The organism is Sphaerisporangium krabiense (genome assembly GCF_014200435.1).
Classification (GTDB): domain Bacteria; phylum Actinomycetota; class Actinomycetes; order Streptosporangiales; family Streptosporangiaceae; genus Sphaerisporangium; species Sphaerisporangium krabiense.
In genome coordinates this window covers 3,120,125-3,135,017 of record NZ_JACHBR010000001.1, presented here as the reverse complement: position 1 = coordinate 3,135,017, position 14,893 = coordinate 3,120,125, and the positions used below count along the sequence as shown (strand labels likewise).

The 14,893-nt window shown below is 71.2% G+C and carries 13 protein-coding genes; 7 read left to right on the top strand and 6 right to left on the bottom strand.

Annotated elements, in window-relative coordinates:
• Window positions 1-62: 62 nt before the first annotated feature.
• Window positions 63-2,135: a catalase gene (locus tag BJ981_RS13995; RefSeq protein WP_184611506.1), complete on the top strand. Its 2,073-nt coding sequence runs from the start codon at window positions 63-65 to the stop codon at window positions 2,133-2,135.
• Window positions 2,136-2,208: 73 nt separating this feature from the next.
• On the opposite strand, the gene BJ981_RS13990 is transcribed toward BJ981_RS13995, so the two are convergent.
• On the bottom strand, window positions 2,209-2,502 hold the full coding sequence (locus BJ981_RS13990; protein WP_184611504.1) for a hypothetical protein: 294 nt from the start codon (window positions 2,500-2,502) through the stop codon (window positions 2,209-2,211).
• Window positions 2,503-2,615: 113 nt separating this feature from the next.
• Window positions 2,616-3,497, bottom strand: coding sequence for a class I SAM-dependent methyltransferase (locus tag BJ981_RS13985; RefSeq protein ID WP_204070565.1), 882 nt, complete (start codon window positions 3,495-3,497; stop codon window positions 2,616-2,618).
• A gap of 167 nt (window positions 3,498-3,664) precedes the next feature.
• Between BJ981_RS13985 and BJ981_RS13980 the strand changes: the two genes are divergently transcribed.
• On the top strand, window positions 3,665-3,871 hold the full coding sequence (locus BJ981_RS13980; protein WP_184611502.1) for an EF-hand domain-containing protein: 207 nt from the start codon (window positions 3,665-3,667) through the stop codon (window positions 3,869-3,871).
• On the opposite strand, the gene BJ981_RS13975 is transcribed toward BJ981_RS13980, so the two are convergent.
• Both BJ981_RS13975 and BJ981_RS13970 read right to left on the bottom strand, forming a co-directional pair.
• Window positions 3,868-4,452, bottom strand: a complete 585-nt coding sequence (locus BJ981_RS13975) for a GNAT family N-acetyltransferase (RefSeq protein ID WP_184611500.1) — start codon at window positions 4,450-4,452, stop codon at window positions 3,868-3,870. The two genes, BJ981_RS13980 and BJ981_RS13975, sit on opposite strands and share 4 nt — an antisense overlap.
• Entirely contained in the window at window positions 4,452-5,924 is a 1,473-nt protein-coding gene (locus BJ981_RS13970; RefSeq protein WP_184611498.1) for an APC family permease, read from the bottom strand. Before BJ981_RS13970 ends, BJ981_RS13975 begins: the two co-directional genes overlap by 1 nt.
• Before the next feature lie 575 nt (window positions 5,925-6,499).
• Here BJ981_RS13970 and BJ981_RS13965 point away from each other — a divergent pair.
• Both BJ981_RS13965 and BJ981_RS13960 read left to right on the top strand, forming a co-directional pair.
• Complete coding sequence (locus BJ981_RS13965) at window positions 6,500-7,108, top strand: RNA polymerase sigma factor (protein WP_239139584.1); 609 nt, start codon at window positions 6,500-6,502, stop codon at window positions 7,106-7,108.
• Entirely contained in the window at window positions 7,105-8,214 is a 1,110-nt protein-coding gene (locus BJ981_RS13960) for a CU044_5270 family protein (protein ID WP_184611496.1), read from the top strand. Before BJ981_RS13965 ends, BJ981_RS13960 begins: the two co-directional genes overlap by 4 nt.
• A gap of 111 nt (window positions 8,215-8,325) precedes the next feature.
• Here BJ981_RS13960 and BJ981_RS13955 read toward each other — a convergent pair whose 3' ends face one another.
• Window positions 8,326-9,606 (bottom strand): hypothetical protein, encoded by a 1,281-nt coding sequence (locus BJ981_RS13955; protein WP_184611494.1) that lies wholly within the window; start codon window positions 9,604-9,606, stop codon window positions 8,326-8,328.
• Between the two features lie 231 nt (window positions 9,607-9,837).
• On the opposite strand from BJ981_RS13955, the gene BJ981_RS13950 reads away from it, so the two are divergent.
• On the top strand, window positions 9,838-10,485 hold the full coding sequence (locus BJ981_RS13950; protein WP_184611492.1) for a helix-turn-helix domain-containing protein: 648 nt from the start codon (window positions 9,838-9,840) through the stop codon (window positions 10,483-10,485).
• A 15-nt stretch (window positions 10,486-10,500) separates the two neighbouring features.
• Here the strand turns inward: BJ981_RS13950 and BJ981_RS13945 are convergent, their stop codons facing one another.
• On the bottom strand, window positions 10,501-11,253 hold the full coding sequence (locus BJ981_RS13945; protein WP_184611490.1) for a DUF6585 family protein: 753 nt from the start codon (window positions 11,251-11,253) through the stop codon (window positions 10,501-10,503).
• A 257-nt stretch (window positions 11,254-11,510) separates the two neighbouring features.
• On the opposite strand from BJ981_RS13945, the gene BJ981_RS13940 reads away from it, so the two are divergent.
• Window positions 11,511-12,686 carry a homogentisate 1,2-dioxygenase gene (locus BJ981_RS13940; RefSeq protein ID WP_184611488.1) on the top strand — a complete coding sequence of 392 codons (1,176 nt, stop codon included), beginning with the start codon at window positions 11,511-11,513 and terminating at the stop codon, window positions 12,684-12,686.
• Window positions 12,687-13,639: 953 nt separating this feature from the next.
• The gene (gene fahA / locus BJ981_RS13935) at window positions 13,640-14,848 is read left to right on the top strand and encodes a fumarylacetoacetase (RefSeq protein WP_239139588.1); all 1,209 of its coding nucleotides are present in this window, start codon (window positions 13,640-13,642) and stop codon (window positions 14,846-14,848) included.
• The last annotated feature ends 45 nt before the right edge of the window (window positions 14,849-14,893 follow it).

The window sequence follows — 14,893 nt, the reverse complement described above, 5'->3', positions numbered from 1 at the left end:
GGGCGGACGCCAGATCGTCACAATCGCGTCACGTCAATCGAGGTGATCGGAGGGGTACGACGATGACCAGCGACGACCGTACGGCCAAGGACCGTCAGTTGGACGCGGCCCGGGTGGACAAGCGCGACAGCGTCCTGACCACCGACCAGGGGATCCCCGTCGACGACACCGACAACTCGCTGAAGGCGGGCGAACGCGGTCCGACGATCATGGATGACTTCCACTTCCGGGAGAAGGTCACCCACTTCGACCACGAGAGGATCCCCGAGCGGGTCGTGCACGCGCGCGGCTCGGGCGCCTACGGCTACTTCGAGCCCTACGACGACTCTCTGGCCACCCTGACCAAGGCCAGGTTCCTCACCACGCCCGGCCTGCGCACGCCGGTGTTCGTGCGCTTCTCGACCGTCGCCGGGTCGCGCGGCTCCGCCGACACGGTCCGGGACGTGCGCGGGTTCGCCACCAAGTTCTACACCGAAGAGGGCAACTACGACCTCGTCGGCAACAACATGCCGGTGTTCTTCATCCAGGACGGGGTGAAGTTCCCCGACTTCGTCCACGCGGTGAAGCCGGAGCCGGACAACGAGATCCCGCAGGCGTCCTCGGCGCACGACACGCTGTGGGACTTCGTCCAGCTCCAGCCCGAGACCACGCACATGATGATGTGGCTGATGTCGGACCGGGCGCTGCCGCGCAGCTTCCGCATGATGCAGGGCTTCGGCGTGCACACCTTCCGCCTCGTCAACGAGGAGGGCGTGGGGACGTTCGTGAAGTTCCACTGGACGCCCAAGCTCGGCAAGCGGTCCCTGGTGTGGGACGAGACGCAGAAGATCGCGGGCAAGGACCCGGACTTCAACCGCCGCGACCTGTGGGAGTCCATCGAGATGGGCGCCTACCCCGAATGGGAGCTCGGCGTCCAGCTCGTCCCCGAGGAGGACGAGTTCGCGTTCGACTTCGACCTGCTCGACGCCACGAAGATCATTCCCGAGGAGCGGGTGCCGCTGCGCCCGGTGGGACGGCTCGTCCTGAACCGCAACCCGGACAACTTCTTCGCCGAGACCGAGCAGGTGGCCTTCCACCTCGCCAACGTGGTGCCGGGCATCGACTTCACCAACGACCCCCTGCTGCAGGGCCGCCTGTTCTCCTACCTCGACACGCAGCTGATCAGGCTCGGCGGGCCGAACTTCCCGCAGATCCCGGTGAACCGGCCGATCGCCGCGGTGCACAACTACCACCGCGACGCCTACCACCAGATGCGGATCGACAAGGGCGAGGCCGCCTACCATCCGAACTCGCTGGACGGCGGCGGCCCGACGCCGGCGGACGGCGCGGGATACCAGCACTACCAGGAGAAGGTGGACGGCTGGAAGATCAAGAAGCGCAGCGAGAGCTTCGCCGACCACTACGGCCAGGCCACGCTGTTCTGGAACAGCATGTCCGACTGGGAGCGCGAGCACATCGTCGCCGCCTTCCGGTTCGAGCTCGGCAAGGTCAAGGCCCGCCACGTCCAGGAAGGCGTGGTGCGCAACCTCAACGAGGTGGACCACGACCTCGCGGTCCTGGTCGCCGAGGGCATCGGCGTCGAGCCGCCGGGCGCGCCGTCGCGGCCGAACCACGGCCGCAGCTCGCCCGCGCTGAGCATGGACCACGAGCCGGCGGACACGATCGCCACCCGCAAGATCGCCTTCCTGGTCGCGGACGGCGTGGACGCCTCGCAGGTGCGGTGCCTCATGACCGAGCTGACCCTGCGCGGCGCGGTCTGCGAGACCCTGGCCGCCCACGGCGGCGTCGTCCGGGGCGCGGGCGGCGAGGACGTCATGGTCACCCGGGCCATGCCGACGACGGCGTCGGTGCTGTACGACGCGGTGATGGTGCCGGGCGGGCGGGAGAGCGTCCGCGCGCTGGCCGAGGACGGCGACGCGGTGCACTTCGTGTCCGAGGCGTACAAGCACGGCAAGGCCGTCGGGGCGATCGGCGAGGGCGCCGAGCTCCTCGACCTCGCCCGCGTCGCGCCCGACGCGGCCCGGGGCGTGATCGTCACCGGGGAGGCCGACACCGAGGGCTTCCTGGAGGCGTTCGTCCGGGCGGTCGCCGCCCACCGCTTCCCACGCCGCGCGACCCGGCCCGTCCCGGCCTGAGGGCCCCTTCCTGCCGGTCCCGGCCTGAGCCCGGACAGCCCGTTCCCGGGCGCGCCCGCCGGCGGCGCGCCCGCTAGGGCGTGTCCTCGCCCGACGCCTCGCGCAGGCGGCCCAGGAGGTTCTCGCGCCGGGCTTCGAGCGTGGCGATGAAGCCGTCCTGTTCGTCGGCCATATTGATCAGCGCGCCGATCTCGGTCATGTCGGTGGGGCCGTCGGCGCGGTCCCCGATGCGCTCGCGCAGCTCCCTGACGGTCTGGCGCAGGCCGGCCAGATCCTCGTCCACCACGCGCAGTTCCTCGCGCAGCGCCTCGGGGGTTTCCTCGCGCCGCGGTCTCCCGTTCGCCGGACTCCCGTCATGGGCGGCCATGGCACCGTCCTCTCGCTCGCGGCGACGACCCGGCGGGCCGCTCTCCTTCCTGTCCCTACCCTCCGCCCAGGCGGTGTTTCACGACCGGGGCGGAGTTTGGCGGCGCCATGCCCCTAGGCATCGCCGGACGGTAATGGTCCGACCTTTTCGAGTCCGGATGGGACGCGGTGGGCGACCCTGAGCTCGGTCAGGTAGCGCTTGGTGATCCGGCCGCCGTGGCGGCGGTCGATGAGGGACCCTATGCAGGCCAGCATGGCGTCCAGGACAGGCCAGCCGAGGGCGCGATGGTTGGAATAGGTGCGCAGGACGTCGAGGTACTGCCCGGTCGTGTAGGTGATGTCCCGTTCGTAGCGGAAGAAGCGCACCGGCCCGAAGAGCGGGGACTCCTCGATCTCCCGCCCGTCCTTGGCCACGGCGGAGGCGTCGGACAGGCGCAGCCCCTTCGGCGTGCTGGGGTCGAAGCGCTCGTAGCAGTCCTGCACCTCGCGGAAGAAGTCGTCGCTCCCGCCCGCGACATGGTGGGTGGCGACCGTGGCGATCGTCCCCCCGGGGCGCAGGCACGCCGCGGACTTGACCACCCGCACGGCCGGATCGACCCAGTGGAAGGCCGTCGCCGAGAACACGACGTCGAACGGCCGCTCCGGCGGCGTCCAGTCCTCGAAGGCGGACACCACGACCTCCGCCTGCGGGAACCCGGCGAGGTTGCGCCGGGCGACCCGCGCCATGGCCTCCCCGAGCTCCACGGCGAGGACGTGGCAGCCACGCTCGGCGAGCGGCACCGTGGCCTGGCCGGTGCCGCAGCCGATCTCCAGCAGCCGGCACCCCGTGCCGACGCCCGCGACCTCGGCCAGGTCGTCGTACAGCTCGACCGGATACCCCGGCCGCGCGCGGTCGTACAGCTCGGCGTCCTCGGTGAAGGTCGCGCGCAGCCGGAGCCGCGACCGCTCCACCTCGTCGATGTCGTCCTCGGTGTCGTCCGCGATGTCGTCGCCCACGCCCGAAGGCTACCGAGCCGCGCCGACGGAAATCGGCGCGCGCGGCCCTCGGCCTTCACCGTCCGCGCCGGTCCACGGCAGAGCGGCCCACCTAACTACGCAAAACACATCGAGCGCGGCACGAACCCGACTATGGTTCTGGGCGACCGATCATGCGAGGAGTGGCGATGAGCGAGTACGCGGTGACCTTTGAGCTGGTCGACGCCGACAAGGACGGGCTGATCTCGGCCGAGGAGCTGCTGCGGCTCATGGAGGTGCTCGGGCAGCCGGTGTCGCAGGAGGCCGCGCAGGCCGCGGTGGCGCGCCTGGACGTCGACGGCGACGGGCGCATCTCCCTGGAGGAGTTCTCCGCCTACCTCGACTCCGCCCGCTAGACGCTCGCCGGCGCCCGCCACATCGGGTACATGACCGGGCCGTCCGGCAGCCGGAGCGGCTCGGCCATGTCCACGTAGCCATGCCGCAGGTACAGCCGGCGGCTGTCCGCGCTGCTGGCCTCCAGGTAGGCCGGCATCCTCTGGGCGTCGAGCCGCCGGTGGTGCTCCTCCAGCAGGAGGCTGCCGAGGCCCCGCCCGGTGCGCCCTGGCCGCAGGGCGATGAAGTTCAGGTAGTGGTGCGGCACCTGCGGGTGAAGCCGCACCAGCTTCCGGCCGAGGAGGCCGTACCGTCCGGCGTTCTCCCCGGCGAACGCGGCGATGACCTGCTCCTCCCCTGGGATGCCGGGGAACGGCGCGGTGAACCAGGTCGCGGCCCCGACGAGTTCGCCGGACTCGTGGATCCCGTAGACGACGCCGTGGTGGAGCGCGTGGGCCACGTACATGCCGAAGAACCGCCGCTGGATCGGCATCCGGTCCCGCGCCGACGGGATGAGCCAGGCGCTGATGGCGTCGTTGCCGAACGCGTCGGCGATGATGTCGGTGGCGGCTTCCGCCTCGCTCAGCCGGGTGATCTTCGCCATCACTTGGAGTCCCCGCTCGCGGCCCGCGCGCCGAGGCCGATGTTGGCGTAGACCTCCGGCCTGGTCACCTTGAGCACCCGGGCCCACAGGACGCCGAGGACGATCGCGACGACGAAGATGCCGGGCAGGATCCAGCGGATGGGCGAGTCGGACGCGACGCCGAGCACCGTGTCGAAGTTGACCAGGGTCAGCACGATGATCACCGTCAGCGCCAGGGCGGCCAGCGCGGGCGCGATCCGCGTCCGCCAGGCCGTCTCCTCGGCGGGGTTGCGGGAGAAGAACACGATCACGGCGATCGAGGTGACGGTGAGCAGGGTCAGCAGGCCGAGGCCGCCGAACGCGCCGAAGGTGAAGAACAGTTTCGTCACCGGGTCCAGCCCGAAGACCGCGTAGACGGTGATCACGATGAGCCCGAGGCCCGTCTGCAGCACCGATCCGGTGACGGGGGCGGCCGTGCGGGCCGAGGTGCGCCCGAAGACCTGCGGGAGCACGTTCTCGCGGCCGAGCGCGAAGATGTAGCGGGCCGTGGTGTTGTGGAAGGCGATCATGCAGGCGATGCTGCTGGTCACGAACAGCAGGGAGCCGATCGTCGCGACGGCCGACCCCATGTGGGCGGTGGCCTGGTTGAAGATGAGCATGGTGCCCTGCTCGGTCGAGGCCTTGACGATCCCGTCCGGCCCGGTCGGCACGGTCTGGGCCCAGGCCGAGATCGCGTAGAGGATCGCGATGACCGCGACGCCGACGTAGGTGGCCGTGGGCACGGTCCTGTCGCGGTCCTTGGACTCCTCGGCGAAGACCACCGAGGACTCGACGCCCGCGAACCCGGCGACGACGGTGGCGAGCGCGGCGCCCACGCCGGGCACGAACAGCGCGCCGGGGTCGAAGCCCTCGAAGGTGACGCCGGCGGGACCGGCGTTCAGCAGGTCGCCCAGGTCGAACACCAGGACGACGGCGATCTCACTGGCGAGCAGGACCGAGAGGATCTTGCCGTTGACGTCCACCCGCAGCAGGCCGAGCACGCCGACCAGCGCCCACGCCACGAGCGCGATCACCCACCAGGAGGGCGAGACGCCGAACCAGTCCTTGAGCAGCGGCTCGGCCGCCGACCCGATGATGCCGTAGAGCCCCAGTTGCAGCGCGTTGTAGGCCAGCAGGGCCACCCACGCGGTCGCCACTCCCTGGGTGCGGCCGAGCCCTTGGGCCGCGTAGGCGTAGAACGCGCCCGCGTTCACGACGTGCCTGGCCATCGTCACGTACCCGACGGCGAACAACGTGAAGATCGCGCCGAGCATCAGGAACGCGAACGGCACGCCGATCACGCCCGTCACCGCGTACGCCGTCGGGACCGAGCCCGCGACGACCATCAGCGGCGCCGCCGCGGAGATGACGAAGAACACGACCGAGGGGACGCCGAGCCGATCCTTCGCCAAGGCGGCGGAAACGGCGCTGGGGCGCTGCTCTATGAGGGACATACAGAACTCCATGAGAAGGGACGGGGAAGATCACCTTCAGCCACGATCGGTGATGATATGGCGATTTGTTACGTGTGTCACGAGTGAAAGCTGTGATTGTTATCGGAATAACGGGAATGAGGTCCCTAATATTAAATATGTACGGGACCGTTCTTCCGGCCGGCCCGCATTACGGGATGCCGCGCGCCGTCGCAGCGCGCTGACCAGTATCGATAGCCAGGGGTTATGCCCGCGATCGGCGTCGACAATGGGCGGCGGCCCGGCCCGAAAACCGGCCACCAGGGCCGGACCCCGCGGCTTTCCCGGCCGGGAGCACGTGATATCCGCGTTCGTCCGCCGGCGTTCACGCTCTATTCTCCGCACGGCGGGCACGGCCGGCCGCACGCCGTCCGCCTGCTCCGGGCCCGGACGGGGCGCGGGTTCCGCGGTGGACGGCGGCGGCCGTCCCGGGGCATGTGCGGCACGCGACCGGGCGTGATGATGGAAAATCGCGATAAGTCGGAAAATCAGGGAACCGGAGGACCGTGCGGCGGCAAGTACGGGGTGACCGCATCGAAACCCCGAGAGGACCGCACGTGGTAAGTGCCCAGGCACTGCTCGACGGATCCACGCTCGACGACTCGACCGTGATCGCGCGCTCGCTAGGCAGGCCCGAGATGTTCGCCGTGCTGTTCGACCGGCACGCCGACGAGATCTTCCGGTACGCCGCGCGACGCCTCGGACCCGAGATCGCCGAGGACGTGGTGGCGGAGGTGTTCCTCGCCGCCTTCCGCGGCCGCGCCCGCTACGACCCTTCCCGCCCCGATGCCAGGCCCTGGCTGTACGGCATCGCGACCAACGTGGTGGCCCACCATCGCGGGGCCGAACGCCGCCGCGTGCGCGCCATGGCCAAGGTGGCCGGGCAGCGGCCCGGCTCGCCGGCCGACGCGTTCGACGAGAGGAGCGTCGAACGGGTCGCCGCCGGGGGGCTACGACCCCGCCTCGCCCAGGCGCTGGCCGGGCTGTCCGCGAAGGAACGGGACCTCCTGCTGCTCGTCGCCTGGACCGACCTCACCTACGAGGAGGTCGCGCGGGCGCTGGAGATCCCGGTCGGAACGGTGCGCTCCCGCCTGCACCGCGTCCGGGCCAAACTACGCCGAGTGCTCGGCGGTTCCGACCCCTTGAGCCTGGAGTCCATGGCATGAGTGACGAGATCCAGCAGTTCACCGACGCGCGCCCCAGCGCTCCGTCGTACCCCGAGCAGGCCCGGCGCGCGGCGCGGGACCGTCTGCTCGCCGAGGCCACCGGCCGCGGCCGGGTGTGGCGCCCCCGGTTCGGCTGGCAGGCGGCAGGGGCCTTCGGGCTCACGCTGGCGCTGGCAGGAGGGCTCGGAGTGGCGTTGTCGTCCCGTCCGGGCCCCGCCGCGACACCGGGGGCGATGACGGTGACCTCGTCGGCGAACGTGACGGCGCCCGGCCAGATGGCCGAACTCGACCCCCGGCCGGACCAGTTCATCGTGTTCGAGTCGGAGACGATGAACCTCACCGAGGTGATGGGGGACTCGCAGACGACCGGCCGCTACCTCTACCGGACCTACCGCAAGTTCTACCAGTCCGCCGACGGCCACCGGGGCCTGCTGTGGATCGAGGGGCGCTCCCCCCGGCAGCTCCCAGGCCGGCCGCTCCCCGAGGAGGCCGCGCAGTGGAAGGGCGGCGGCTGGAACGAGATCGCCGCGTACTGCGCCGACTGGCCCGCCTCGACACGCCGGGACTACGCCTACCTCCGCACCCTTCCCGCCACCCCGGCGGCGATGCGCGCGCTCCTCTACACCCGGGACGGGGGCGACAGACCGGCCGACGAGGCGGCCTTCGACAGGTTCGGCGAGTTGATGCGGGAGACGTACATGCCGCAGGCTCAGCGGCAGGCGCTCTTCGAGGCGGCGAAGGCCGTTCCCGGCGTCGAGGAGGCGTCGGGGGTGAAGGACTCGGCCGGACGTGAGGGGGTGGCGCTGGGCCGGGTGATCGACGGCGTCCTGGAGCAGCGGATCCTCGATCCGAAGACCTTCATGTTGCTCGGGGAACGCGGCACGGTGGTCGACGCGAAGGCGGCGGACGCGCCGGCCGGCACGGTTCTGACGTGGACCGCGCAGGTCAAGGTCTCGGTGGTGGACCGGCTGCCGGACGTCAAGGACGCGACCAAGGACAGCAAGTGCGAGATGACCGGCTCGCAGTCGCCGTCCCCCACCGAGAGCGGCGCGCCGGCCTCTGAGACGCCGTCCGCCACTCCCGGGGAGCCGTCCGCCACTCCCTGACGCGTGAGGTCGCCACAGGCCGGCTCGCACCGCCTGACGCCGTGCGAGCCGGTCCCACGCGAAAGGGGCCGCGGCGCCGGTGCGCGCCGCGGCCCCTTCACGTTCGCGGGGTCAGTCGGTGACGTAGACCTGACCGAAGACCTCCGACAGCTTCTTGATGTCCTGGCCGATGCCGACCTCCGGCGCGGCCGGGTCGTACATGGTGGTCAGGCGGCGCTGGAGCGGCTCCAGCTTGTCGAGCTGCTCCCAGGCGGGCGTGTTCGCCAGGCGGGCGCCCATCACGCGGTAGGTCGCGCCCGTGCCGTCCTGCCAGCGGGTCCACAGGTTGACGGTGGCGGCGCCGTCCCGCAGCGGGGCGGCTACGCGCTCCTGCGCGACCGTGGCGGCCTGGTCGGCGGTGAGCGGCGAGGCGTCCTTGCCGGCGAGCCCGGCGTCCTCGGCGGAGATCTGCACGAGCGTGTCCCAGGCCAGGGCCTTGACCTTGGCCCACTGGTTGCGCTGGGCGTCCTGCGCGCTGATCTTCCAGGTGCCGTACGCCGACTGGAGCAGACCGGCGTCCAGGGCGAGCTGGTCGACGGAGCCGGAGGTGAGCAGCGGCTCGATGACCTGCGGGGTGAGCAGCGGGTACTTCTTGGTCATCTCGGCCGCGCACGGCTCGCTGGCGCCGCAGCCGAAGGCGGGCACCACGGTGTGGATGCCGAGCTTCTTGCCGGGGGCGACCTGGTGCAGGGCGGCGGCGGCCGCGCCGACGAACCCGCTCATCTCCTCCGGCGTCTTCAGGGCGCCGTTGTAGCCGAGCTGGGAGGTGAACCGGATGCCGACCACGCCCGGCTGCGCGGCCAGCGCGCCGACCTTCTTGACGGCGGCGGCGAAGGCGGCGGGACCGGCCTTGTAGTCGTCGAGGAGCTCACTGTCGATCCACACGCGCATGTTGCTCGCCGCGGCGGCGGCGATGGCCTGCCCGGCGGCGGTGCGCGCGGCGGCGGCGATGTCCTCGGGGCTCACCGAGCAGGGCTGACCGGCGACGTCGCAGGTGGGCGGTGTGGTGTCCTCCACGTAGCCCTCGGGCGCGGGGTCGCCCTCGCCGTGCGCCTGGCCGTCGCCCTCGCCTTCGGCGCTGCACTGCTCGACCTTGCAGTCGATCCAGCCGACGGGGTACTCGGTGGCCTCTTTGAGCTTGGCGCTGTCGTTCTCGGTCCAGAACCTGACCACCTTGAGGGCGTCCTCAGGGGTAGGGGCCATCCAGAAGCACTGCGGGTCGGACTGCGAGCCGCCATTGGTGACGTTCTTGCAGTCGCCCTCGCCGTCCTCGGAGAACGCCGAAGCGGCCGGGATCCCCACGCCGAGAACGGTGAGTGCGGCGCCGAGGGCCAGTGCTCTCCTGATTCGCATCAAGCGTCTCCTTGGGCGGGCGCGAAACATGGCGATCAAGACTAAACGATCGAAAAGACTGTATCGGGGACATCTGTCGTGGACCAGTGCATCGGGCGGATTCCCAGGTGACACCTATGCCGCGGCCGAACAGTTCACCCGCTCCTCACCCGCACGATCTTCCCGGACACCGAAGGGTAAACGTGCCGCCTCCTCGCCGACCGGTAGGGCGCCGCCTCGCATAATCGGGAGATGCGCGATCACAAGGGCAATCCGGAATCGGCGCAGACCCTGGAGCGGGGCCTGCGGCTGCTGCGCCTGCTCGCCGACGGCCACCGCGGGCGCACCCCCACCGAACTGGCCCAGGAACTCGGGCTGAGCCGGCCGATCGTCTACCGGCTGCTCACCACGCTGCAGAACGAGGGCTTCGCCCGCCGCGACGCCGAGGGGCGCGCCCACCTCGGGTTCGGGGTGCTGGCGCTGGCCCGCGCCGTCCAGCCGCTGCTGCGGGCCGCCGCGCTGCCCGCGCTGCGCCGCCTGGCCGAGGAGACCGGCGCCACCGCCCACCTGACCGCGGCCGAGGGCGACGAGGGGCTGGCCATCGCCGTGGTCGAGCCGACGTGGACCGACATGCACGTCGCCTACCGCGAGGGCTCACGCCATCCCCTCACCCGCGGCGCCGCGGGCCTGGCCATCCTGGCCCTCCGGGAGGGCCGCACGGACTACCAGGTCACCGAGGGCCAGCTTCAGGAGGGCGCCCGGGGCATCGCGGCCCCGCTCCCCGGCCTGCCCTGGCTGGAGGCGTCCGTCGGCATCGTCACCTTCGGCCCCATCGACACGGCCACCCTCGGCCCCCGCGTGGTCCGCACGGCGATCGAACTCCGCGAGGCGCTGAGCTGATCGGCCGCGTCCGCCTCACGACCCTTGCAGCGGCTCGCTGAGGCTCCGGCAGTTCTCCACCACGAGGGCCGTCAGCACGCGCACGTCCTCGATGCCTCGCACCTGCCGTGAGATGGCCGGCGGCCCCCAGCCGGCCCAGACGCGCAACCGTACGCGCCCGAGTTCCATCCCGGTGATGTCCGACCATCTCACCGACCGATCGCCGTCGCGCAGCCCCTCGGCGGTGACGGTGATCGGGCCGAACTCGGTGGCCCCGGTCTCCTCTATCTCCGCGGTCCTTCGCGCGTAGAGGGTCGGGGTGACCAGTTGTTCGACCGCCCTGATGAGTTCTCGCCCCTTGGCATAAGGGGGTCTCGCCAAGTTGACCTTCGTGCCGTCCTCCCGCATCAGAATGCACCGCGGGACATCTTGCGTCCCGTACTGGCTGTACGTTCGGAGCGTCCATACACGGATATACAGGACGTCCGTCCACGCGCAGATCGTCCGCACCGTGACCTTATTCGACGTGGTCAGCAGTCCGCCCGAGCACAGATACAGATACCTGCGCGCCTTCACCCAGGCCGCCAGGCAAGAGGCCACCCCCAGCCCGAAGATCGCGGCGCCGATCGTCTTCCCGACGACGTTCCCGAACATGAGGCCGCCCCCGAGGACGGCGACGAAGGGGAGGCCGATCAGCTCCCCGAGCACCGACTGGCGATAACGACCCACGATCTCGCCAAGACCGCTTTCCGCGACGACTCGCGTGATCTCTTCGGGATGGTCCGGCATCCGATCCTCGCTTTCTCAAGCGGTCATTTGGGGCATCCGCCGTAATTTCACCATGTCTTTCCAAAGTCAGCCTGAAATCCTGTTCGATCACCCGCCAAAGCACGCTATTTCGCCTGTCCTTTTCCCCGGGGCCATTCACGTGGGCGTGGTGTGGCGTGTCACGACCAGGGCGAGGTTGACACCAGGGGCCTGATGGCGGATCGTCGTACGTATAGAGGACAGTGTCGTCCGATATGCGTACACCGGGAGGGGTTCCGATGCCGTACTACCGCACGGTCGGAGAGGTGCCGCGCAAACGGCACGTCCAGTTCAGGCGGCCCGACGGCGGGCTCTACGCCGAAGAGCTGATGGGCGAGGAAGGCTTCTCCTCCGACTCCTCCCTGCTCTACCACCGCCATCTCCCCACGGCGATCGTCAAGGCCGAGGCCGTCACCGAGGGGCCGGGCGCGGCGCTCTCGCCCAACATGCCCCTGTCCCCGCGGCACTTCCGCACCCAGGACCTCCCCGTCGGCGGCGACCTCGTCACCGGCCGCCGGGCGCTGGCCGGCAACGGCGACGTCCGCATGTCGTACGCCGCCGCCGACCGCCCGAGCGAGCTGTACCGCAACTCCAAGGGCGACGAATGCGTCTACGTCGCCGCGGGCCGGGTGCGGTTCGAGTCCACGTACGGGGTCATCGAGGCCGGGGAGGGCGACTACGTCGTCATCCCCACCGGGACCATCCACCGGTGGGTGCCGCTCGACGGGACCGCGGTGAAGGCGCTGGCCATCGAGGCGGCCGGGCACATCCGCCCGCCGAAGCGGTACCTGTCGCAGTACGGCCAGTTCCTCGAGCACGCGCCGTACTGCGAGCGCGACCTGCGGGCGCCGAGCGAGCCGCTGCAGGTCGAGGACTCCGAGACGCCGGTGCTGGTCAGGACCCGTGGCGGCCTCACCCGGCTCACCTACGCCCACCACCCGTTCGACGTGGTCGGCTGGGACGGGTACCTGTACCCGTACGCGTTCAACATCGCCGACTTCGAGCCGATCGTGAAGCGCACGCACGCGCCGCCGCCCGTCCACCAGACCTTCGAAGGGCCCGGCTTCGTCGTCTGCTCCTTCTGCCCGAGGCCGCTGGACTTCCACCCCGAGGCGGTGCCGATCCCCTACAACCACCACAACGTGGACTCCGACGAGTTCATGTTCTACGTGGGCGGCGACTACACCGCGCGCAAGGGGTCCGGGATCGACGTCGGCTCCATATCCCTGCACCCGGCCGGGTTCACGCACGGCCCGCAGCCGGGCGCGGTCGAGGCGTCCGTCGAGGCCGTGGCGCGCGGGATCAAGGAGACCAGCGAGCTGGCCGTCATGGTGGACACCTTCCGCCCGCTCGACCTGGGCGACGCGGCGCTGTCCTGCGAGGACCCGGGGTACGCCTGGACGTGGGCGCGATGACCGGCCAGGACCGCACCGCCCTCCCCGGCGCCGTGCAGAGCGTGACCAACCCGCTGTTCCTCCAGCTCGTGGACGACGCGGGGCTGTTCCCGCCCACATCGCTCCCGATGTCCGGCGCGCTGGCCCGCCACTACACCGACGAGGACGCGGCGGAACCGATCCTCACGCACCGCCTGCTGTGCCCGATCGGCCGGCTGGACGAGCTGCGCGCCCTGCTGACGCGGCCCGTCCGCGCCGGGATCATCCTCGACCCGTCGGGCGTCCCCGACCTGGACGGCCTCGCCGACCTCACGGACGTCGCCGTCGAGCTGGTGGAGGTCGCCCTGCCGGCCGGCGCGGACGTCGCCGCGCTGGCCGCCCGGGTGCGGGAGGCCGCGCCGCGGGCGCGGCTGTTCGTCGAGGTGCCCGCCGGGGAGTTCGCTCACCTTCCTCCGGGTGTGGGGGCCAAGGTGCGCTGTGGCGGGGTCACGGCGGACCTGTTCCCCTCCACGCATGACCTGGGCGCGTTCATCCACACCTGCGCCCAGCGGGGCACGCCGTTCAAGGCCACCGCGGGCCTGCACCACGCCGTGCGCCACCCCGACCCGAGCCTCGGGGTGTACCGGCACGGGTTCCTGAACCTGCTGCTCGCGGTGTGCGCGGCCGTGGACGGGCGCGACCCGGTGCCCGTGCTGGAGCTCATGGAACGGCGCGAGCTGGTGGAGTTCGCGGGCTCCGTACGGCCGGAGACCGCGCTGCGCGCCCGTGAGCTGATGGTCTCCTACGGGTCCTGCAACACCACCACGCCCGTCGAGGACCTGCGCGCCCTCGGCCTCATCGACCACCCCGTCCCGTCTCATGGCGCCACCGCATCCGCCCGCGACGTGACGAGCTCCACGGTTCCTCCCCAGACCGCTCCGACCGGATCGGCCGCCGGGTCCGGGACCGCCGCCCCCTCCGAGGAAGGACGCATCGTGACGTCGAGCTGGGTGCCCGGGGCGGACGCCTCGCCGTACACCCTGGCGAACCTGCCCTACGGCGTGTTCTCCCTTCCCGGCGAGGCGCCGCGCGTCGGGGTGCGCATCGGCGACCACGTGCTCGACCTGGCGCCCGCGCTGCACGACGAGGTGTTCGCCGCGTCCGGTCTCAACGGCTTCCTCGCGCGCGGCCGTACCGCGTGGAGCGACACCCGGCGGCTCGTCCAGCGGCTGCTGTCCGCGCGGGCCGAGGAGGCGGCGGCCAACCGGGCGGCGATCGAGCCGCACCTCATCCCCCTGCGCCAGGTGCGCCTGCACCCCCCGATCGAGGTCGGGGACTACGTCGACTTCTACTGCTCGCTGGAGCACGCCACCAACCTCGGCCGCATGTTCCGCCCGGACGGCGAGCCGCTGCTGCCGAACTGGCGTCACCTGCCCGTGGGGTACCACGGACGGTCCGGCACGGTCGTGGTGTCGGGCACGCCGATCACCCGGCCGCGCGGGCAGCGGCTTCCCGGCCCGGGACGGCCGCCGGTGCTGGGGGCGTCGGTCAAGCTCGACATCGAGGCCGAGCTGGGGTTCGTGGTCGGGACGCCGACCCGCCTGGGGGAGCCGGCGGGCGACTTCGCCGACCACGTCTTCGGGGTGACGCTCGTGAACGACTGGAGCGCCCGGGACATCCAGTCCTGGGAGTACGTCCCGCTCGGGCCGTTCCTCGGCAAGTCGTTCGCCACCTCGATCTCCGCGTGGATCACCCCGCTGGAGGCGCTCCAGCACGCACGGGTGCCCGGTCGCGCGCAGGATCCCGAGCCGCTGGAGTACCTGCGCAGGCGGGAGCCGTGGGGACTGGACATCACGCTGCGGGTCGAGCTGAACGGCGAGCCGATCTCCACCCCGCCGTACCGGGAGATGTACTGGACGCCCGACCAGATGCTCGCGCACATGACCGTCAACGGCGCGTCGCTGCGGACGGGCGACCTGTTCGCCAGCGGGACGGTCTCGGGAACCGAGCCGAGCCGGCGCGGGTCGCTCATCGAGATCACCTGGAACGGCACGGACCCTCTCAAACTCTCCGACGGCCAGACCCGCACGTTCCTGGAGGACGGCGACACCATCACCCTCACCGCCACCGCTCCCGGCCCTGACGGAAGCACCATCTCCCTGGGCGAGGTCACCGGCACGATCCACCCGGCCAAGCCCTCCTGACCCGGGGCGGCCAGGTTATCCACACCGCCCTCACTCCAGGTCATC